The organism is uncultured Roseivirga sp., from assembly GCF_963973945.1.
Taxonomy (GTDB): Bacteria; Bacteroidota; Bacteroidia; order Cytophagales; family Cyclobacteriaceae; genus Roseivirga.
Genome location: NZ_CAXBBV010000009.1, coordinates 136,159 through 156,315, shown reverse-complemented (window position 1 = coordinate 156,315; position 20,157 = coordinate 136,159). Strand labels below are relative to the sequence as shown.

The 20,157-nt window shown below is 38.7% G+C and carries 18 protein-coding genes; 4 read left to right on the top strand and 14 right to left on the bottom strand.

What is annotated here, in order from left to right; all coding sequences use genetic code 11:
• Window positions 1-90: 90 nt before the first annotated feature.
• Window positions 91-705, bottom strand: a complete 615-nt coding sequence (locus tag AAC026_RS14915; protein ID WP_339699588.1) for a ferric reductase-like transmembrane domain-containing protein — start codon at window positions 703-705, stop codon at window positions 91-93.
• Window positions 706-1,025: 320 nt separating this feature from the next.
• Between AAC026_RS14915 and AAC026_RS14910 the strand changes: the two genes are divergently transcribed.
• Window positions 1,026-4,067, top strand: coding sequence for a glycosyl hydrolase (locus tag AAC026_RS14910; RefSeq protein ID WP_339699585.1), 3,042 nt, complete (start codon window positions 1,026-1,028; stop codon window positions 4,065-4,067).
• A 33-nt stretch (window positions 4,068-4,100) separates the two neighbouring features.
• On the opposite strand, the gene AAC026_RS14905 is transcribed toward AAC026_RS14910, so the two are convergent.
• The 7 genes from AAC026_RS14905 to AAC026_RS14875 all read right to left on the bottom strand — a co-directional run bounded on the left by AAC026_RS14905 (window position 4,101) and on the right by AAC026_RS14875 (window position 11,676).
• Complete coding sequence (locus AAC026_RS14905) at window positions 4,101-4,910, bottom strand: zinc-dependent peptidase (RefSeq protein WP_339699582.1); 810 nt, start codon at window positions 4,908-4,910, stop codon at window positions 4,101-4,103.
• A 135-nt stretch (window positions 4,911-5,045) separates the two neighbouring features.
• Window positions 5,046-6,374, bottom strand: a complete 1,329-nt coding sequence (locus AAC026_RS14900) for a Gfo/Idh/MocA family oxidoreductase (protein ID WP_339699579.1) — start codon at window positions 6,372-6,374, stop codon at window positions 5,046-5,048.
• A 113-nt stretch (window positions 6,375-6,487) separates the two neighbouring features.
• Entirely contained in the window at window positions 6,488-7,207 is a 720-nt protein-coding gene (locus tag AAC026_RS14895; protein WP_339607651.1) for a DUF1080 domain-containing protein, read from the bottom strand.
• Between the two features lie 134 nt (window positions 7,208-7,341).
• Window positions 7,342-7,959, bottom strand: coding sequence for a DUF1080 domain-containing protein (locus AAC026_RS14890; protein WP_339607652.1), 618 nt, complete (start codon window positions 7,957-7,959; stop codon window positions 7,342-7,344).
• Window positions 7,960-8,069: 110 nt separating this feature from the next.
• On the bottom strand, window positions 8,070-8,621 hold the full coding sequence (locus AAC026_RS14885) for a HEAT repeat domain-containing protein (RefSeq protein ID WP_339699576.1): 552 nt from the start codon (window positions 8,619-8,621) through the stop codon (window positions 8,070-8,072).
• A gap of 114 nt (window positions 8,622-8,735) precedes the next feature.
• Window positions 8,736-9,773 carry a response regulator gene (locus AAC026_RS14880; protein ID WP_339699573.1) on the bottom strand — a complete coding sequence of 346 codons (1,038 nt, stop codon included), beginning with the start codon at window positions 9,771-9,773 and terminating at the stop codon, window positions 8,736-8,738.
• A gap of 55 nt (window positions 9,774-9,828) precedes the next feature.
• Entirely contained in the window at window positions 9,829-11,676 is a 1,848-nt protein-coding gene (locus AAC026_RS14875) for a PAS domain S-box protein (RefSeq protein ID WP_339699570.1), read from the bottom strand.
• Window positions 11,677-11,859: 183 nt separating this feature from the next.
• Here AAC026_RS14875 and AAC026_RS14870 point away from each other — a divergent pair, with 183 nt between their 5' ends.
• Both AAC026_RS14870 and AAC026_RS14865 read left to right on the top strand, forming a co-directional pair.
• A complete protein-coding gene (locus AAC026_RS14870; protein WP_339699566.1) occupies window positions 11,860-13,089 on the top strand; it encodes a sterol desaturase family protein in 1,230 nt (409 codons plus the stop codon).
• Window positions 13,090-13,093: 4 nt separating this feature from the next.
• Window positions 13,094-13,468 (top strand): hypothetical protein, encoded by a 375-nt coding sequence (locus tag AAC026_RS14865; protein WP_339699564.1) that lies wholly within the window; start codon window positions 13,094-13,096, stop codon window positions 13,466-13,468.
• A gap of 259 nt (window positions 13,469-13,727) precedes the next feature.
• Here AAC026_RS14865 and AAC026_RS14860 read toward each other — a convergent pair whose 3' ends face one another.
• Window positions 13,728-14,558 carry a S1-like domain-containing RNA-binding protein gene (locus AAC026_RS14860; protein WP_339699562.1) on the bottom strand — a complete coding sequence of 277 codons (831 nt, stop codon included), beginning with the start codon at window positions 14,556-14,558 and terminating at the stop codon, window positions 13,728-13,730.
• 117 nt (window positions 14,559-14,675) lie between these two features.
• Between AAC026_RS14860 and AAC026_RS14855 the strand changes: the two genes are divergently transcribed.
• Entirely contained in the window at window positions 14,676-15,707 is a 1,032-nt protein-coding gene (locus tag AAC026_RS14855; protein WP_339699560.1) for an endonuclease/exonuclease/phosphatase family protein, read from the top strand.
• Between the two features lie 25 nt (window positions 15,708-15,732).
• On the opposite strand, the gene AAC026_RS14850 is transcribed toward AAC026_RS14855, so the two are convergent.
• The 5 genes from AAC026_RS14850 to AAC026_RS14830 form a co-directional block, all read right to left on the bottom strand.
• Window positions 15,733-16,311 carry a VTT domain-containing protein gene (locus tag AAC026_RS14850; RefSeq protein ID WP_339607660.1) on the bottom strand — a complete coding sequence of 193 codons (579 nt, stop codon included), beginning with the start codon at window positions 16,309-16,311 and terminating at the stop codon, window positions 15,733-15,735.
• A gap of 25 nt (window positions 16,312-16,336) precedes the next feature.
• Window positions 16,337-17,689, bottom strand: a complete 1,353-nt coding sequence (locus tag AAC026_RS14845; RefSeq protein ID WP_339699557.1) for a M24 family metallopeptidase — start codon at window positions 17,687-17,689, stop codon at window positions 16,337-16,339.
• Between the two features lie 82 nt (window positions 17,690-17,771).
• Entirely contained in the window at window positions 17,772-18,797 is a 1,026-nt protein-coding gene (locus tag AAC026_RS14840; protein WP_339607662.1) for a c-type cytochrome, read from the bottom strand.
• A gap of 9 nt (window positions 18,798-18,806) precedes the next feature.
• On the bottom strand, window positions 18,807-19,856 hold the full coding sequence (locus AAC026_RS14835) for a hypothetical protein (RefSeq protein ID WP_339607663.1): 1,050 nt from the start codon (window positions 19,854-19,856) through the stop codon (window positions 18,807-18,809).
• Window positions 19,777-20,157 carry a hypothetical protein gene (locus tag AAC026_RS14830; protein ID WP_339607664.1) on the bottom strand — a complete coding sequence of 127 codons (381 nt, stop codon included), beginning with the start codon at window positions 20,155-20,157 and terminating at the stop codon, window positions 19,777-19,779. The genes AAC026_RS14835 and AAC026_RS14830 overlap by 80 nt, the downstream gene beginning before the upstream one ends.

Here is a 20,157-nt window from a genome sequence, read left to right as displayed (position 1 = left end):
TTCAGTACATACCAAATCAGCAGCCTGTCTAGTAACTTAAAATAACCGACACGACTTCTATACCCCTTTAATTAACTGATCTAGTAATTACTATCTTTTCAAAACCTCTAATCGCTTAGCTATAATCTTTTCTTTGATAGGATTCATCCGAATAATAAAGCCTAAGCCGATAACTAGGGCGTAAGCAATCCAGATGTCATCTAAAAACGCGATGTGCACAATGCTCAGTACAATGGCCACATAGGCATACTGCTGAATTTTTTTCCACCTATTCTTAAGCTTTCTCATTGATTTTCTATTTGAGGTAAAGAACAACGGGATAAGAATAATGGTAGCAATGAACCCTGCTATGTAATTGAATTCTGAAAAAGTCTGAGCAAAGCCTTCATCCCAAATAAAGAAGATAAAGTGTAGAAAGCTAAATACGGCAGTGGCAATTCCCATAGACTGCCTCACCAATACATTATTAAGGTCAAGAAGGATGTAAACAGGTGTTGCAGTCAGTACGGCTACCATCCAACGAATGCCAATTTCGCTTGTAAAATGAACCATAAACTCCAACCCCGTCATGTTTGGCCTTTCTGCATCTGGTTTAAAGGAAAAGCCATTACTTAAATCGATGTGGTAAATGATGATCCCTAATTGGCCAACTGCAATGAGTGTTACAATTAACCATCCGTAATTCTTTTTGATATAATTGAACATGAATATTTAATCTAAGGTGTGATGATTTAACATAGTTTTCAGCCCTCTTCGCAAAAGTAAAAGTGGTCAATCTGAAAAGAGTGTGACCCACTATTTCCTAAAAAATAAAGGCTTATGTGACGATAATGCTCTAATCGGTTGCCATAAGTTTATAGTTGGTTTTTTGTTATTTAAATGAAACAGCTATATCCTATACAGCTATAAAGGCCTGTCATTGACTTCTTTAGTTTAGGTTAACTATCAAATGCCATTGAAGTAAATTGGTGAATGATATGCCTTTAAGTTTTTGTAATTTCCATTTCAACCTTATTACAAACACAATGAAAATCAATCGATCATTATTTACACTCATACTGTGTGTTGGTGCAGTGCTTTTACCCGACAAAGCAGCGCTGGCACAAGCTCAAAAACAAACCTTACCCGTAGATCCTTCTTTTTACAAGAACTACTCATGGCGAAACATTGGCCCCGACCGTGGTGGGCGCTCATTAGGAAGCTCCGGTAGTCCTGGCAGACCAAACGAATACTATTTTGGAGCTACAGGTGGTGGATTATGGAAAACTGTTGATGGGGGAAATGAATGGTTTCCTGTAACCGATGGACAAATCTCTTCTTCCAGCATTGGTGCAGTAGCCGTAGCTGAAACCAACCCCGACATTGTCTATATTGGTGGTGGTGAAACACAGCTTCGCGGTAGCATTACCCAAGGCGATGGTGTTTACAAAACCACAGATGGTGGAAAAACTTGGAGGCACTTAGGCCTAAAAGAAACTCAAGCCATTTCAAGAATCAGAGTCCACCCTACAAACCCTAATATCGTTTATGTAGCTGCTTTAGGTCACCCTTATGGCGACAATGAAGAGCGTGGGGTTTTCCGATCGAAAGACGGTGGAAATACTTGGGAAAAAGTATTGTATGTAAGTGATAAAGCTGGCGCTGCTGATTTGATCATTGACCGCACTAACCCGAATGTACTTTATGCCTCTACTTGGCAGGTATACCGTAAAGCATGGAAAATGTGGGGCGGTGGCCCAGATAGTAAGCTTTTTAAATCGTTGGATGGCGGTGATACTTGGATAGAATTGACCAAAAATCCAGGAATGCCCGAAGGCCCGATTGGCAAAATTGGAGTAACAGTCTCCCCTGCCGACCCTAACCGCGTTTGGGCAATTGTTGAAGCCAACGAAGGCGGTGTTTTCCGTTCCGATGATGCAGGCTGGACATGGGAACGTGTCAATTCAGAACGTAAACTACGTCAGCGCGCATTTTACTATTCTCGCATTTATGCCGATCCGTTCGATCGAGATGTGGTTTACGGTTTAAATGTTGGCTTTTACAAATCTACAGATGGAGGAGAAACCTTCGATGTAACCCTTCGTCCGCCACATGGCGACAACCACGACTTATGGATTGACCCAAATGATCCCATGCGCATGATCAGTTCAAATGATGGTGGTGGTACGGTAAGCGTGAATGGCGGTCAGTCTTGGACAGACCTAGACTTCCCTACTTCGCAGTTTTACCATGTTATGACTACCAGTGATGTGCCTTATCATGTGGCTGGAGCACAGCAAGATAACAGTACGCTTGCCATGCCTAGCCAAGGCAGAGGCCCTTCATATTCTGTAGGTGGCGGTGAAAGTGGTTGGATTACCCAAAGCCCCGTTGACCCTGATGTATTTTATGCAGGTAGTCAAGGTGCATTATTGACGCGTTATAACCGCAGAACAGGTCAATACAGAGATATTCAGGTATACCCGAGATTCTTCTCTGGCGAACCTTCAAGCGCTTTGCCCGAAAGATGGCAATGGACTTTCCCTATTATGTTCTCTCCTAAAGACCCTACTGTGATGTACACCACCTCGCAACATGTTTGGAAAACCACCAATGACGGACAAACTTGGGAAAAGATCAGTCCTGATCTTACCTATGCCGACCCTGAAACTTTGGGTGTAACCGGTGGGGTGATTACCATGGACATGAATGGGCCTGAAATTTACGCAACTGTTTTTGCCTTAGCCCCTTCTAACTACGATGTAAACACCATATGGGCTGGCTCAGACGATGGTAAAGTTCATATTACAAGAAATGGGGGAAAGAAATGGGACGACATCACTCCTAAAGACCTTCCTAAGTTTTCAAGAATTAGCATTATCGAAGAAAGTAAATTTAACCCAGGCACTTTGTATTTAGCAGCCAATCGTTATCAGGTAGACGATAGAGAACCTTATGTGTTCAAAACTACGGACTATGGTAAAACATGGACGAAAATCATTACTGGCATTAAGCCAGGTCATTTTGCGCGTTCTATTCGTGAAGATTTGAAAGTACCGGGCTTGCTTTATTTGGCTACGGAACATGGCGTTTATGTATCGTTTAATGATGGTGCTATGTGGCAGTCATTACAAATGAATTTGCCTGACACTCCTATCCGCGACTTGGTATTGAAGAACAATGATATAGTACTTGGTTCTCATGGCCGTGGTTTCTGGATTATGCATGATGTAGCCCCATTGCGAGATGCGGCTTCAATGGACATGAATCAAGTAAAACTATTTAAACCAGCCAACCCAATCAGAGGTATTTATAGTGCTAATATTCAATACTACTTACCAAAAGAAGCTGATAATGTAACCATAGAGATCATGGATGCTAATGGTAGTTTGATTGAATCGTATACAGGTACAAAATCAGAAGGAAGAAGATCGCGTGTAGCCACTGGTAAGGGGTTGAATGACTTCAATTGGAATCTACGCTATCCTGGAGCTACAACTTTTGAAGGTATGATTATTTGGAGTGGAAGACCTCAAAGCGGGCCTCTGGCACCATTGGGCGACTACCAAGTTAAACTTACTGTAGATGGTGTGTCTCAAACTAGCACGTTCACAGTAGAAATAGATCCGAATTTAGAAGGCATTACCAAAGACGATATTCAAAAGCAATTTGATTTGGCCGTGAAGATTAGAGATAAAACTTCTGCTGCCAATGAAGCAGTAATTCAAATCAGAAGTATTCGTAAGCAAGCGCAAGAGTTAATGAATTCTGGCGATGCAAGTCTTAATGGTGCTATCAATGATATGTTAGCTAAAATGAAGGTGATTGAAGAGGATTTGTACCAAGTGAAAAACCAAAGTGGTCAAGATCCACTCAACTTCCCCATTAAGCTCAATAACCGTTTAGCTTCTTTAAGGCGAAGCGTTGAAAGTGGACAAGCAAGGCCAACTGATGCTTCTTACGTAGTATTTGAAGAACTTTCTGCTGAATTAAAAATGCACTTAGACAAACTAGATCAAGTACTTAATTCTGACCTTAAACAACAACCGCTATCAGGTAAAATCTCATTAGAGAAAAAGGGCAATTAAATAAACTAAAGGATAAATTTTAAGGCTTTCGGTTTACTCATATGGTAAATCGGAAGCCTTTTCACTTTTCAACCCCACTGGGTCTTGATTGAAAGCCTTCATCAGCGACTCGTAAAGTATTGGGTGATTCTGTTTGAGCAAATGCGGTTGCTTGAAAAAGTATTCGCCTGCTACTGCAAAAAAGTCCTGTTGGCTATTTGCTCCGTAACTGCGAATATCAGAGATTTCCTCATTAATGTGTTGGATCTTTTTATGAATGAAACCTAACCATGGCAGGGTAAATACTTTATCTTCAAAGCCAGGAGGAACCCCATCTATAAAACCATTTTCTTTATCAAATAGATGGATAAACTCATGGAACCCCACATTGTTATTGTCATTCACAATGTCGAAGCCAGCGTGCAATGCAGGTTTCGAAAGAATCATCTTATTCTCAAGTACGTCTGCTCCCACCATTCCTGTAAACGCCTGATTCGGATCATTGACTTCAAAATTGCTATTGAAATGAGAAGGATAAAGGATTACTTCTTCCAAATGTTTGTAAGTACACCTAGGAAAACCAAATAAGGGGATTACTCCGCTACTGGCCACAAGGAGTTGGTCTTCCAAAGTAACTTCTACCCTAACCCCTGTAATCATCACATTGGACAAGAACTCTTGAATATCCTGTTCAAACTGCACTTTTTGACTTGGCTTTAAATGACGATAGAAGTCTACCTTATTATGTAAAACTTTTCTCCACTCTGTAGGTAGGTTCACTTTTAGAGTTCGCTTAAAATAGCGCTCTTTAAAAATGAAGTACGAAGGAACAAGAAAGGCAATAAGTAGAAGGGCTGCTGCCATTTATGTTATCGTTAGAAGTATCGCTCAAAAAGGAAATGATCTTAGCTTGTTCAGTCGCTCATAGTAAAGAACTTATTTTAGTAGCTCAAAAACAAAACAGGCCTCGATGAAATCAAGGCCCTTGAATTGTATTATTTAGAATTTCCTATATTCGCCATCTAAAAAGGCATTGGCCTCTTCTTCTTTAAAACGGGCAGTTTGGTTGTTCCAGTGTAGTTTTTTATTTGGGAATCGACCAGCGATAACACCTAATAGTATGGTTTCTGTTAATCTAGCTGCGTATGAAAATGGTGCACTAACCTGATCTTTCCCCATACAAGCATCAACAAATTGGTGATAATGCTTTTTACTTTCCGCGCCATAATCTTCCGTAGGGCTACCTACATTCGAGAAAGGCTCCAAGTCAATATCTACATATTCGCCTTTCACAATATGCTTAGGCAATTGCATAAAGTGAGGAAGTAACAACCTTCCCTTTTCGCCAATAAACATAGCTCCTTGATCAGGAAGCTGGTCGTCATTCGGCAATTTCAAATCTTTATGATCTTTAGGAGCTCCTGGCCCATCGTACCATACCCATTTGAATTTCTTGGTGGTATATTCTGTTCCCGGAAATTCATAAGTAACAATATTGTTTTCTGGGAAACCAAAACCTGTTGGTTTTCTACATTGTGTTCTAATAGTTTTTGGAATATCTAAGGCAAGCGCATTATAAGGGGTATCAAAAATATGTACGCCCATATCTCCTAAAGTACCACAGCCATAATCCATAATCTTTCTCCAGTTTCCTGGGTGATAAACTCCTTGTTTATAAGGTCTTTGAGGTGCTGTGCCTAACCAAAGGTTCCAGTCTAAAGTATTTGGTACAGGATCGCTTCCTTCTGGTGCTGGACCATCAAAACCCCAGTTCTTTGGAGACCAAGCATGCACAGCTTTTACTTTCCCGATAATACCTGATTGAATCAGGGCGGTTCCTAATTTGTAATCGTAAAATGAATGTACTTGAATACCCATTTGGGTGACTAAGTTTTTCTCTTCGGCCATTTTTCGCATGGCTCTAGCTTCAGTAACATGGTGTGTCAATGGCTTTTGACAATACACAGGTTTATCCATGCCCATGGCCATCATTGATGCTGGTGCATGTGTATGATCAGGCGTTGAAACCACAACCGCATCAATGCTACTTCCCATGTCGTTCAACATTTTGCGATAGTCAGTATATGTTTTGGCCTTAGGGTGCATTTTAAGTGCCGCAGCAAGGTTGTTGGCATCTACATCGCAAAGCGCGGTAACTTCTACAGCAGGGTGCGAGGAGATGGCTTTAAGATCTTCCATTCCCATTCCACCTACTCCGATATGAGCGGTTCTGAGTTTATCGTTTTTGCTCAATGCCCAAAGTGATGATGGTAGCATGGAGGCTGATGTAATTATAGCTGCGCTTTTTAGGAAGTCTCTTTTGTTCATGACAATGAGTTAAAAGGGTAATGAATTAGGGGATTAATGAAACAAGGAATTAATGAAACAAGGAATTAATGAAATAAGGAATTAATGAAAGAATGAGTTAATGAAGAAATAGATTACAGTTTTCTGATTTTGATATTCTTGAACCAAAGTGGACTATCGTGATCTTGTAAGCCTATATAGCCTGTTTTGAATGAACCATATTTTGGATAATCTTTCCACTTTCCAGCAGCTTTGCGCTCATACCAATCGTCTGACCAAGGCACAAAAGACACAATCATCTTTCCGTTTAGCCAATGTTCTACACGCTCTGGGGTGAAGATGATTTTGGTAGTGTTCCACTCTCCTGCTGGTTTTACAATTTTCTGCGTTAGATCAGGAAGATGCATAGCATAATCCGCACCTGTTTTTTGCCATTCCTCTAGTTTGGCGTTATTGATTTCTTCCCATTTAAGGTCATCGAGTAATTGATATTCGGGAGATACCGCAGCTGGGCCTCCCTCAATACCTTCTTTCAAATGGTAGAAAACACCACTGTTTCCGCCTTCTGGAATCTTCCATTCCAAATACAATTCAAAGTTGTCAAACTCTTCTGCTGCATAAATAATATCTTTCCCTCCTTGGCGCTCACTCTCTAATCTCTTTTCTGTATCAAAGGTTAAGGCTCCATCTTCAATAACCCATTGTGAAGGAAGTTTATCTCCGTTATAAGCCCTCCAACCTTCCGTGCTGGTGCCATCAAATAGGTAAATCCAACCATCATCTTCAGTTTTCGAACTAGAATTGCAAGCTGAAACTGTGGCTGCTAAAAATGTAAGTAGAAAGAGTTTTTTCATATTTGAGGTTGTTGATTTCGTATTCAATTTGTTTTTCTTGTTACCTAGTTGTTCTAACATGTCATTTGGCAGTAGATAACCTCTTAGCAAACATAGGATGACTTACTCTTTTAGGTACTTAACCAGAGTTATTACTATTCCCCTAACTTCTTTAAAACAATGTTCCTCCAACTTACCTTAATTCCGCCACCATCGTGTATTTGAAGGGCAATTGCGCCTTTTCCAGCACCGATTTTCTCATCTACTAGATTAACCATTTCGGTACCATTTAACCAAGTAGTTACTTCTGAGCCTACTACTCTAATTTTCATGGTGTTCCACTCTCCCATTTTTAGGGCTTTATCTTTTTCTGGGTCAGGTTGAATTAACCAACCACGACCATAAGATTCGTAAATTCCACCAGTATTATCTCCTGGAGGTGCAACTTCTACTTGCCAGCCACTTACTTTGGTGCCTTCAACGGTAGACCTTATAAACACACCACTATTGCCGTTGGCTTCTTGTTTAAAATCAAGTGTCAACTCAAAGTCATCGTAATAGTCTACTGTAGAAAGATAACCGTATTGAGCAGCTGGGCCACTTTCGCAAACTAGAAGTCCATCTTGTACATACCATTTTTCTTCACCATGATTGACCCACCCATCTAAGTTTTCTCCATTAAATAATTCAATGGTATTTGATTTTGGTGTACAGGCCACAAAAAAAAGTGATAGAGTGATTGCAGCAATAGAATATTTTGGATTGAATTTCATATAGCGTTTCTAGTTAGGCTTATTGGTAATGTGAAAAAATATCTAGCGCTGAATGTAAAAAATAACTCCGTTAAAATGAAAACTTATTGGCTAATCGGTGAGTCATTGAATCAGGTGATTAATCCATTTTCATTTTCAGAATTGCCAAGAAACCCTCTCAAATCATTTAGCCTTTCTTCTACCTCCAATTTCTGAAGTTCAAAAGCTTCATCTTGTTTTACATTATTTGAATAATGAACCCAATGCTTCTGCGCCTTTTTTAACACACGTGGGGTAATATTGAATTCTTTGTGATCTAGTAAGTCTTCGGCTATTTTAGATACTTTAAAGCTCCCAAAAAGGTAGAGTTTGAAAAGGTCTACATAGTTGTCACTTACATCAAACCCTTCGAGAGCCATCAGTAAATCACCCAGAATTTCTTTGTTTTCTTTCTTATTAAAGGCTTCGAAAAGTGGAGTTAAAGCCGCTGAATTGTTTTCAACTAACCCTAGGGTTCTGGCGGCCATAAAGCGAGTTTCTGGATTTGGGTCATCCAGCAATTTAATCATAGAGTTTATAACCTCTTCAGAGCCAATGCTTCCTAAGTAGTTTGATGCATTAAAACTCTTGTCATTCAATTCGCCAGTTAATTCTTTAAGTGCGGTGGTAATCTCTACGGCCATACAGTATTTTTAATAAGCATCGAAATTACATAAAATACCAGTCTGCGCAATTGATAATCGCTTTTCCTATACAATGAATAACGACCTATCATCGGATAAATGAATGGCTTGTTTTTAATTCATAGGGAAACTGATTTCGTATGAAGTGCCTTCTCCTTTTTTAGAGTCAAGAGTACAAGTACCATTCAATAAGTTTACTCTGCTCTGAATATTATCAATACCGAATGATGGCTTGATGTTGATAGAGTCTAGGTCGAATCCACGACCATTATCTTTGATAAGAATATTAACCACATTTTCTTTTTGAGTGAAAGAAACCAAGCATTCGGTAGCTTGTGCATGCTTAATCATATTGTTAAATATTTCCTGTATAACTCTATAGATTGTCATGTACTTATCTTCAGAAATGTTCTCAGAAACTATGTCATATTTAAAATCTACTTTTATACTGGCCAATGATCGGATATCTTCCATCAGCTCACTTAGAGCAAGCTTCAACCCTGTGTTTTGAAATGCATTTGGAATTAAAGAATGAGCGATGTTACGAACTTCATCTACAGAATTCTTCAAGTGCTTTCTGGTTTTATCAACTAAAACGCTATTCTTCTCAATAAATTCAGGATTCTTTTTAATCAGAAGATCAAGGGTCAACAGGCTTATTGTGAGGGTTTGAACAACTCCATCATGTAAGTCTCTGGCTATTCGAGTTCTTTCAGTTTCAGCTCCTTTAATAATGGCGTTTACGTATTTCCTCTCCATTTTATACCGATCCATAAACCACTGATAGCGCTCAATAGAGTACTCAATAGACTTCATCAGGTCTTTAGGTTGGTAAACTCCTTTTACTAGGTAATCCTGTGCGCCTTTATGAATAATTTCCTTGGCTATTTCTTGGTCTTCTAGTCCAGTAAGCACAATAATTGGAAATTCAGGAGAGCAGCTCATTAAGGACTCAAAACTTGAAATGCCCGTAGTGTCTGGTAGCGTAAGATCTAAAAGCGCTAGGTCAAAAGTATTCTCTTTTAATATCTCTCTGACTTCTTTTGAGGTAGACAACGCTGTGACTTCAGCATTTGAAAAATTTATTAACCTTAAGTACTCCTTAATAAGGAATATATCGTTTTCATTATCTTCAATAAGTAAAATCTTCATTACCGATTCATTTATAAGTGGTTGTGAGGACCAAAAAAATCAAATCATTTGGTTGTCATTTATTAATGTTTTGTGGTATGGTAAAATGGAAAATGGTTCCTTTATCCTTTTCAGAGCTCAGCCAGATTTCCCCGTTATGCTGTTTAACTACTCTTTTACATAAAGCCAAACCAATGCCGTTTCCTTCATATTGACTCCTTGAGTGTAGTCTTCTGAAGGGTTCAAAAACTGATTCATAATATTCTGAAGTAATTCCTATTCCATTATCGGAGAGTTCGAATACATAGTGGTTTTCATCTATCCTCCAGTCAATTTCAATTTTTGCAGGCAAGCCTGGCTTTCTAAATTTAATAGCGTTTGAAATAAGGTTTTGGAACAGAATACTCATTCTTCTCAAATCACATTCAATAGTGGGAAGCTCCTTTTTCAAAGCAACCGTTGATTCAGATTCATTGATACTTATGGTCAAGTCTTGCAGAAGCTCTTTGAGCATCAAGTTGAGGTCATTCTTTTCAATGTTCAGGTCAATGTTTTCTAATCGAGAAAAAGAAAGCAAATCTGAAATAAGGCTTTTCATACGCCCTGCGCCACTTTCAATAATTTCTAAGTACTTTTTGATATTGTCATCTACCTCACCTATTTCCATTCTAAGTAGATCGATAAAGCTGGTGATGGTTCTTAGAGGTTCTTGGAGATCGTGAGAGGCTACATATGCAAACTGTTTTAATTCATCATTTTTCCTTTCTAGAAGTTCGTTATACAGCATTAAAGATTCTTGAGTTTGAATGTCTGTAGTGTTATCTCTAACAGCGCCTCGAACAATGGTTACTTTTCCTGATTTATCAAGAACACATTCACCTTTCACATGAATATGTTTTACTTTTTCTCCTACCCTAATTCTATGTTCTACATTGAAATCAACCCCATTATCTACGGTGTTTTCAATTGCTTCCTGAATTCTTTGTAAATCATCTTCATGAACGTATTCAACATAGTTTTGTACCACTAGATAGCCCGTTTCTAAAGGTTCTCTTTCGAACATATCATAAGTACCAATTGACCAGTACAATTGATCTGAATGAACAAACCATTCCCAACTTCCAACACTAGACATTTGCTCTGTTGTTTCAAGAAGGCGCGTTTTGCTTTCGAGTTTTTGTTGAAGTTTGTAGCGGTCTGAAATTATACGCCCCTCTGGGATCAATAGGGCTACTTGACCATCTCTATTAAGCATTGGCCTGATTGAAAAATCAATGGTTTCTGTAGTTAATACACCAGTAACCTGAGTGTCGTACCTCACAAATTCGCCTTTGGCTGCTAGTTGAACTGAAGAAATGATTTTGTCCATTTCATTTTCATCTTCATTCAGTAAACCACTTACTTCCCATAGCTTTTTGCCAATAAGCTCATCTCTTGATTTTCCACAGAATTGAAGAATGGCCTTATTTACTTCAATTAAGGTTCCATCAGTTTTCATAAGCCCAATAAACTGAAAAGTATTATCAAAAATGCCTTGAAAATTGGCTTGATGCTCTTTTATTTCATCCTCAAGTTGTTTGGCTTTAGATATATCTTTAACAAAGGCAATTACCTGTTCTTGCCCATGCGCGCGTTCTCCTGAAAACACACTTAACTCAGCCCAAATAAGCTCTCCAGTGCTTTTTACATATCTTTTATTTAGCTTATACTGCTCTATTTGGCCCGCTTTTAACTTTTCGAAAAGTTGCCAATCTTCATCTAAGTCTTCTGAGTAAGTAATTTCGGCAAAATTTACTCCTGTTACCTCATCCGCAACGTGTCCTAACATATCGCAGAATGTTTTATTCACCTTAATGATTTTGCCATTATAGTTTACTAGTGCTATGCCTATTACCGGGTTGTTAAAAACTTGATTCGAAATCATTTCCATAAAGTACTACTGGAATATTTAGTGAAAAACCAATTAAACTAAATATAAGTATATATAACCACAAAATCACCATCATTTCTGTTTAACCCTATTTTGGCACTTTTATATCACTATTGTTTGATAAAGACTTGAAACTTATAATTGAAGATTATACATTGGTTAATTGATTTATTGTAGATGATACTTGACCCAACCGTAATTGCTATCCCCGTTTATTTTCTTCTGATAGGAATTGAGCTAATTGTACATCGCCTACAGGCCGTAAAGTCGTATAGACTTAATGATGCCATTACAAATATCAATTGTGGGGTTACCTCTCAAGTTACAGGAGCATTTCTTAAAGTATTGAGTATTGGAGTTTATACCATCATATTTGAAAGGTTTAGAGTAATGGATTTGCCCAGTACTGCCTTGGTTTGGGCGATTGCCTTTATTGCTTATGACTTCTTTTACTATTGGGCTCATAGAATGAGCCATCAGGTAAACTTATTTTGGGGAGGTCACAGTGTACATCATCAAAGTGAGGAGTATAACCTTTCAGTTGCGTTGAGACAAAGTTCTACTCAAACCATATGGACTTTTGCTTTTTATATTCCAATGGCTTTAGTTGGTGTTCATCCTATTCTATTAGTTTCTGTATCAGGGTTCAATCTTTTGTATCAATTCTGGATTCATACCGAGTCCATCAATAAGTTACCTAAATGGTTTGAAGCTGTTTTCAATACACCTTCTCACCACAGAGTTCATCATGCCAGAAACCCAAAATACATTGATAAGAACCATGCGGGAACGTTCATAGTTTGGGATAAACTCTTCGGTACTTTTAAAGCGGAAGAAGAAAGACCAATTTACGGGATCACTAAAAACTTAAACAGCTGGAATCCTGTTTGGGCCAATGTGGCGCACTATTCTGATATGTGGGGAGATATTAAGTCTATTCCTAAGTTTACTGATAAGATTCGATATGTTTTCGAAAAACCGGGCTGGCTACCTGACTATATGGGGGGCTACAGAGCTCCACAAGATGTAGATGCACACAGTTATGTGAAATTCAATACTGAAACTGCTGCCAGATTAAACATCTATGTATTAGTTCAGTACATTTTATTACTCGCTGGTACTTCCCTTTTCCTTTTTAACCTAGAGCAGATGCAGACAGCCGATAAATTGATTTTTGCTGGAGTTATTATTTTTTCTGTAATCAGTTTTGGGGCACTATTTGAAAATCGTTCTTGGGCTGTTCCTATCGAATCTTTGAGGTTAATTTTTATAACCCTGGCAGCGCTTTATGCTTTTGCAGGGTTGAATGTAGAATCATTGACAATTATAGTTGGCGCTTCATTTCTTATAGTGTTTCAAATTTGGTTGATGCTGGTACGCAAAGTACCTTTGCCAGCCAAAGCCTAATGGAATGAAAATATCGAAACTAGTAGTAATCAGCTTATTCTCCGTACTATTTTTAACTACTGGTTGTACCAAAAAAGCTGATGTAGGCGATTTTGATTCTGAAAAATGGATTGGTGATCAAAATGGCTGTATGAACCAAAGGGCTGAAATGATTGAAGACCTAATTAAAATCAAACCTAACCTGCTAGCTCTATATCAAAAATCAATAATAAAGGTTTTAGGAAAACCTGAGGCCGAAGAACTTTATGAGCGTAGCCAAACTTATTATTGGTATTATATAGACCCTTCTCCTAAGTGCAACCAACCTTCGGAAAACCCTAGAAAACTTTCGATTCGTTTTACTGCGCTCGGCATAGCAAACGAAATTGATATTAAGTAGCCATAAATGGATTCTCCTTGGATTGTTGGCAAAACCTCATTTTACTACCTAAATAATTCGTTAATCTATTTATTGTAAAATAATATTTTACAAGTCAGTAATTTTACCTAATTTAATGGTGCTTATCGATTCAACCCCGATGAGTACTAACAGACTTTGATCTCCATTTTTTTAATGGGATGTGTTAGTTTAATTAAACTAAGTTTAAGTTAGTTTTAGTTTTATAGGTAGTTTATGTGAAGGTTAGTCTCTCCTCAGGCTAACCTTCTACTTTTATACGAACCTCGTGGTCGAAAATTTCTACTTGACCAGCCTTATACAGTCCTCCTAAAATTTTCTTGAAGTTCTTTTTGCTCATTCCGAGCTTATACTTTATTTCTTCAGGACTACTTTTATCGCCTAGTGCCAAGCTGCCTGTAACCCTGATCTTATCCAGTACAACTTGACTCATATCCTTAACAGCCTCGTAACCTTGCTTTTGTAAAGAAATATCAAGTTTACCATCTTCTCTGATTGCCTTTACATAACCCGAACGCTCATCCCCTATTTCTACATGGTCAAAGATTTCATTATGAAACACTAATCCTTGATAGGTTTTATTGACGACCACTTTAAAGCCCAAATTAGTTTCTTGCCAAATTAGAATATCTACCTTATCTCCTTCTTCCAATTCATCTTCGTGGGTGCTAAGAAAAGGGCCAATCTTTGTCGTACCAATCATGCGATTGGTCTTGAAATCTAACAGTACCTTTACTACATACCTTCTTCCAGTCTCCATTCGCTGCCCTTGTTCCTTAAAAGGAACCATAAGGTCTTTTTCAAGGCCGATATCCATAAATGCACCTACGCTAGAAACTTGCTTTACTTCTAGGCTGGCGATATCACCTACTTTGGCTAGTGGCTGAGCAGTTACAGCAATTGGGCGCCCAAGGGAATCAACATAAACGAAAACCTCAATCTCATCGCCTATGTTGGTGTCAGAAGGCACATATTTCATTGGTAAAAGAATATCTTCTTCTCCATTAGTTAAATACAAACCAAAATCTACTTCACGAGCCACTTTTAATGTGTGATTTTTACCTATTTCCATGCTCATTATGATTTATCTTTTAACTAATTTGTTTTACCAAGCGACAAAGTTATGATTAACCAATTGTGTTTTAGGTATTACAGGCAAAAAATAAAAGTATCTCTGTATTGTGGTTTCATGCTCTCCGCTTCAATAGCGCTTGGGCAAAAGGCTTACTTAGCGAGTGAATCCTTTAACCCGAGCCCCAGAAATGAAGAAAGGGTTAGGCTTGCCTTCTATAATGTAGAAAACCTTTTTGATTACTTTGACGATAGTCTCACGATTGATGAACAGTTCTTACCTCGTGGAGATCATTACTGGACAAAAGCCCGCTATACTGAAAAGCAAAATAAGTTAGCCAAAACCATACTTGCTATGGGTGGTTGGGATGCCCCAGAGCTAATTGGTTTCTGTGAAATAGAAAACAGGTATGTTTTAGAGTCGCTTACTCAGTTTACTCAGCTTAAAGCCTTGGGCTACCAAATTATACATAAAGACTCACCTGATGCGCGTGGTATTGATGTAGCTGCCATTTATAGGCCAGATAAGCTTAAATTATTAAACTACGAGTATTATCAACTCAACTTCCCTTTCGATTCCACCAGTAGAACACGTGATATTCTACACGCTGTTATGGAACTACCAAATCAAGACACCCTCCATTTTTTTGTAAACCATTGGCCATCAAAATTCGGAGGCGAATTTGAAACTCAACCAAAGCGCATGTTTGCAGCTGATTTTGTTAGGGCCAAAGCAGATTCACTACTTAAAATCAACCCTAATACTCACATTGTAATTACAGGAGATTTTAATGATGAACCAGAAGAGGAAAGCATGCTAAAAGGACTGGCGGTAAATACGGATATCAACACCCTTAAACCAACCGATCTCTTCAATATGATGTTTGACCTTAGGTTTGTGACGGGCACCCATAGCTTTGAAAACAAATGGGGAATATTAGATCAGTTTATTGTTTCAGGAAATCTTTTAATGAAGAAATCTAAGACTAGGATATTTAACAAAACCGCCCAGATTTTTGATATGGATTTCTTAATTATGGAAGGGGCTACAGGCGCTAGAAGACCTTTTAGAACTTACCAAGGCCCTAAGTATATTGGTGGCTATAGCGATCACTTGCCTATTATTATGGACCTTATTCTAGATAGATAACCGAGTCAAAATTCTGAATGAGTACTTAAATCACTCCTTCTAAATGCCACACTATAATGCCGTAAACGATAAATCTGAGTATTCTAAAAGAAGAATAAACCATGTACTTTTTTGCTGGGTATGACATAGAGCCTGTAAACAAGCTGATCAATGAAAAAGGCAGTGGCGTTAGAGCTGCAACGATGACAAATCCACCTCCATATTCTTCGTACCGCTTTTGAAACTTCCGCAATCTCCGTTTAAAAAGACGATGAAAGAACCGTTTGGTACTGATTTTCTTGCCTACCCAGTAATTTAACCACCCCGCAAAAAGAGAAATGATTGTCATAATGGCTACAATGGCAACATAAACCATTATTGGATCATCAATTGACCAGATCATGAATAATTCTGGGGGAAGAATACCTACGAAAATTTCAGAAATCAAGAAAATAACGAGCATCAACCCATAATCATCAGATACCCAGTGCTCAATAGCATCGTGCTGTTCTTGAAAGTAATTTTTGAAAAAAATAATAGCAACAACTAGAATAGCCAAATAAAGAAAGCCCTTGATCAGGTTTTTAGTAAAGTAGTTATAGAAACCCTTTTTCTGCTTTTTCATCTGCTGAAACTAATCAACTCAAGACTTATTTAGATTTGGCTGGTACTCTGGGAATGGACATAATTTCATTCTGACGACCATCAATATACCAAACACCCGATTTATCAAAAAAGGCTTCTTCTTCCAACATTATTCTAATTTCTTTTTTCCACTCTTCTATATAAGTAGCAGCATTTAGCTCAATTGAATAAGCTGTGTTTAAATGTAAAGGATAATCACCTGTAACGGGTACGCCACCTTGCGAATCCCACATACCTAAGGTTGTTCCAGAAGCATGACCATGATAACCAATTGGATGTGTATAAATTGAAGGCTTGATTCCTTCAGCAATGGCCTGCTCACGCGACATTTTCAATACTTCGTTACCTGTTCTTCCTTCTTTAAAATTGTTAGTAAAGATATCCTGAAGGCGGTTTCCATTTCTAAAAGCAGTTCTCAAATATGATGGTACTTCTGTTTCACCGGGGCGTAAAACATAAGCATGTTGTTGCTGGTCGGTGTTTAGTCTTAAATAGGTAATTCCGAAATCGCAGTGCAAAAGATCACCAGGAAGAATCACGTTCTTTTCAGGTCGTTTCGAAAAAGTGCGTAAATGATCAAAGCTTTCTGGATCAGCCCTTTGAACATCAACTGTTGGGTGAAACCATGTTTGAAGACCTAGTTCAACTACTTTGTCGCGCATCCACCAAACTACATCTTCTGTAGTGGTTACTCCTGGTGTAATTACTTTGTCTGAGAAGGCTTCTTGAATGATCATATGCGAAATACGGACGATATGAGGGTAAATAGCCATTTCCGCTTCGGTGCGAGTTTCTAACCACCCGATAGCTACTTTTTCTGCCGAGATAATTTTGGCTTGATCTCTTTTGTCTAAAGCTGCTGTAAACTCTTCTAAATCTGTAGCCACTACCCCATCGGTAATACCAAAGTATTTTGATTTATTAACGGCAATTTTCTTTGGGTTTCTTTCTTTGATGATCTCAGCTACTCTGGCCCATTGGTTGGGTTGCTCTTCTGGATTCCACGCACTTTTAAAACTTGAGCCCACATCATATCGCGCTACAGCGATCGATTCAATTCCTTCTTTTTCACCTCGATCGAACATGATGAGGATAGTTCTTCTTCGCGCAGCCAACCAAGTAGCAGGCAATAAAGTCTTGATTACTGGATCTTCGTTGTACTCTCTTGACATCACCACCCACATATCTACCCCTTCTCTTCTCATGATTTCAGGAAGGTAGTTCTGTATTTTATCTTCAAGTAACCGATCAATAGTTTCAGCCCTATCTTTCATAGATAGTATATGCGTGCTATTGGCCTGAGAGAATGCGGAAAAAGTAGCAATGGCCAAAAAGGCGAATGTCAGAAAAGTCTTCATGGTTTAAGGTTGTTTCCTAAAGCTATACAGATTTGAACTATAGACAAAACGAAAACTAGCCACCAGAGAAAGAACAGCTATACTATTTTGACTTTTTTAAGCCCAACTCTTTTTCGTAGTAAGTCATAATGGGCTGAAATGGACCATACTTATGCTGCTCTGCTGAAAATGCATCTGTCCAAGGGCCATAAGGTGTAGAAACAGGTTTGAGTTTTTTGTCTGGAAAATCGGCCTCTTTATTAGACTTTTGGGGCCGATCGAAGCTATTAATATAAGCAGCCACATGATAAGCCTCTTGATCTGATAATACTGGGTTGTCCCAAGTGGCCAGCAAATAGGGCATATTGCCTTTAATAAATTCTGCTGCAGTAATAACCCTATGCATTCCTGCCCCATCATTGTAAGTGTCTTTTCCCCAAAGTGGAGGATATTGGTACAGACTATTTTCATTTAATCTTACACCTTGCCCATCTGCACCATGACAGCTTACACAGGTTTTCTCATAAATAGATTTACCAATCAAAGGATCAGCCCTTTCTTCTGGTAGGTTTACTTTGACAAAGCCTTTATACATGTCAATTTTTTCTTCGGGCACATCATCACTCAACCATTTGATGTAGGCAATCATGGCCTTCATTTCTAAGCTAGTTTCTTGCAAAGTATCACCGTTCATGCTGCGCTGCATGCAGCCATTAATGCGCTCTTCAAGTGAGCCTATCTTATTTTCTCTACCTCTAAATTGAGGGAAGCGGTTAAAAACTCCAACAAAAGAACCTGCTCCTGGTTTGGTGCCTGCTTCTAAGTGGCAATTCTGACAAGTGAGGTTATTGCCAGCCAAACGCTTACGCTCATCGTTCGACATTGGCCCAATGTATTGGGGAGTTTTGGTGATCAGTTCATGCCCAAACTTGATAAGGGAAGCCTGACTCTCTCCTTCTAAATCAGTAAGCACCGAACGGGGTTTCCAATTGGCAGGATCGATATTTTTGGAGTGAAAAGCTTCCGGATTAAAGTGGAGCATCAAAATAAAAACGATCAATACCGTCAAAACCGAAAGTATCAGTTTTAAGACTTGACTAATCGTTTTTATTCCTTCAATGGGGTTCATTTTCCAATTTTAGAAAATGTAACTCAAAATCAGGTCAGAATGAAAGAAATCAGCGCGATTAATTAGATAAGCGGAGTTTGTAACGGTTTCTCCGGCCAAAAATCGACCAGCCACATATAGCTCTGCTGAAAAACCAAACAGCTTACTTTTGGGGCTATATTTAATTGAACCGTCCAAATGAGCTGTTGATGGCACTTGGTATTTACTTTTAGGTGCATCGGCCGGATCGGGCAAGTTGTGATAACCTAAGCTGGAAAACATATTCAGTTTGTAATTTTCCTTATCAAAACTGCTTTCCCACTTTAAAGCTACAGCGGTAACATTGCTAAAACCTTCTACCCTTGTTCTTCGCTGAAAAGTATAAAAGGGTTCTTTACCCCATTCTCTAGGCAATAGCAATCGCCCTTGATCTGAAATTCTTGTAAAGGCCAGAGATACAGCACTTTTGGAAATGTCCTTTTTTACCATAAACCCAAAACCGCTAGCCGATTCGTCTGTAAAGTATTGTAGCGCAGCAGAGTTGTTTCCTCCATCACCAACTTTGCTTTGGTAAATAAACTGACCAGAAATATGCCAGTCCTTTTCTGTTCCTACATCAAATTTAGCTTCAGTGAAAATCGTATTTGAAATGTTGTCGGCATAGTAATTCCATAAAGCTAAATCCAGCCCACCAGAAAATCGATAGCCTAATTTTGCAATGGCTACATAATCTGACTTGGTTACATTTCGGTATTGACTATTAGTTCCATCTGTTCCAACTCCAATTCCTCCAGCTCCAATGGTGTTGCCTACGTTTTCAAATTCTCCACTAAAACGAGAGGCTATTCTATCTATAAAAGCGGCTTCAGCATTAAATCCTTCTATGGTTTTATACTTATACCAAAGGCCTTTTAGCGCATTAGGAAAAGGCCAGCCTTCACCGTTTATGGTAGGTGTGTCTTCAATAAACCTACCGATTCGAATAAGGTGGCTGTCGAAATTAAAATCCGAGGTACAGCTCTGGCAAACTGAATTGAGCAGAACCAGACATTCGACTACTATTCCAAAGGTTCGATTCATATATGGGGCCAGAACCAGTCGTTTGATCCCGTTTATCTATCCCACCAGTACCATAATGAACCAGTCCATTTCCCGAAACTCCAAACTTAAGCCAATCACGCAGCTTAATATGGTAGCCAATTTTACCGTAAGATGTTAAAATTGAAAAGTCTTCTAAATTTCCCTTATTGGAGGTTTGCATATAGCGTGTATGAACAGCACCCGACAAAAAGCCTCTCTCCTTTTCAGGTTCTTGGGCGAAAAGGGATATAAAAGGAAGATTGAAAAAGCAGATAAAAAATAGAGATCGAGTTTGTTTCAT

Coding starts and splice junctions, on each gene's coding strand:
- AAC026_RS14915 (WP_339699588.1), bottom strand. CDS start 705: ATGTTCAATTATATCAAAAAGAATTACGGATGGTTAATTGTAACACTC.
- AAC026_RS14875 (WP_339699570.1), bottom strand. CDS start 11,676: ATGATTTCGAATCAAGTTTTTAACAACCCGGTAATAGGCATAGCACTA.
- AAC026_RS14840 (WP_339607662.1), bottom strand. CDS start 18,797: ATGAACCCCATTGAAGGAATAAAAACGATTAGTCAAGTCTTAAAACTG.
- AAC026_RS14845 (WP_339699557.1), bottom strand. CDS start 17,689: ATGAAGACTTTTCTGACATTCGCCTTTTTGGCCATTGCTACTTTTTCC.
- AAC026_RS14835 (WP_339607663.1), bottom strand. CDS start 19,856: ATGAATCGAACCTTTGGAATAGTAGTCGAATGTCTGGTTCTGCTCAAT.
- AAC026_RS14870 (WP_339699566.1), top strand. CDS start 11,860: ATGATACTTGACCCAACCGTAATTGCTATCCCCGTTTATTTTCTTCTG.
- AAC026_RS14865 (WP_339699564.1), top strand. CDS start 13,094: ATGAAAATATCGAAACTAGTAGTAATCAGCTTATTCTCCGTACTATTT.
- AAC026_RS14860 (WP_339699562.1), bottom strand. CDS start 14,558: ATGGAAATAGGTAAAAATCACACATTAAAAGTGGCTCGTGAAGTAGAT.
- AAC026_RS14850 (WP_339607660.1), bottom strand. CDS start 16,311: ATGAAAAAGCAGAAAAAGGGTTTCTATAACTACTTTACTAAAAACCTG.
- AAC026_RS14890 (WP_339607652.1), bottom strand. CDS start 7,959: ATGAAATTCAATCCAAAATATTCTATTGCTGCAATCACTCTATCACTT.
- AAC026_RS14905 (WP_339699582.1), bottom strand. CDS start 4,910: ATGGCAGCAGCCCTTCTACTTATTGCCTTTCTTGTTCCTTCGTACTTC.
- AAC026_RS14910 (WP_339699585.1), top strand. CDS start 1,026: ATGAAAATCAATCGATCATTATTTACACTCATACTGTGTGTTGGTGCA.
- AAC026_RS14855 (WP_339699560.1), top strand. CDS start 14,676: ATGCTCTCCGCTTCAATAGCGCTTGGGCAAAAGGCTTACTTAGCGAGT.
- AAC026_RS14895 (WP_339607651.1), bottom strand. CDS start 7,207: ATGAAAAAACTCTTTCTACTTACATTTTTAGCAGCCACAGTTTCAGCT.
- AAC026_RS14880 (WP_339699573.1), bottom strand. CDS start 9,773: ATGAAGATTTTACTTATTGAAGATAATGAAAACGATATATTCCTTATT.
- AAC026_RS14830 (WP_339607664.1), bottom strand. CDS start 20,157: ATGAAACAAACTCGATCTCTATTTTTTATCTGCTTTTTCAATCTTCCT.
- AAC026_RS14900 (WP_339699579.1), bottom strand. CDS start 6,374: ATGAACAAAAGAGACTTCCTAAAAAGCGCAGCTATAATTACATCAGCC.
- AAC026_RS14885 (WP_339699576.1), bottom strand. CDS start 8,621: ATGGCCGTAGAGATTACCACCGCACTTAAAGAATTAACTGGCGAATTG.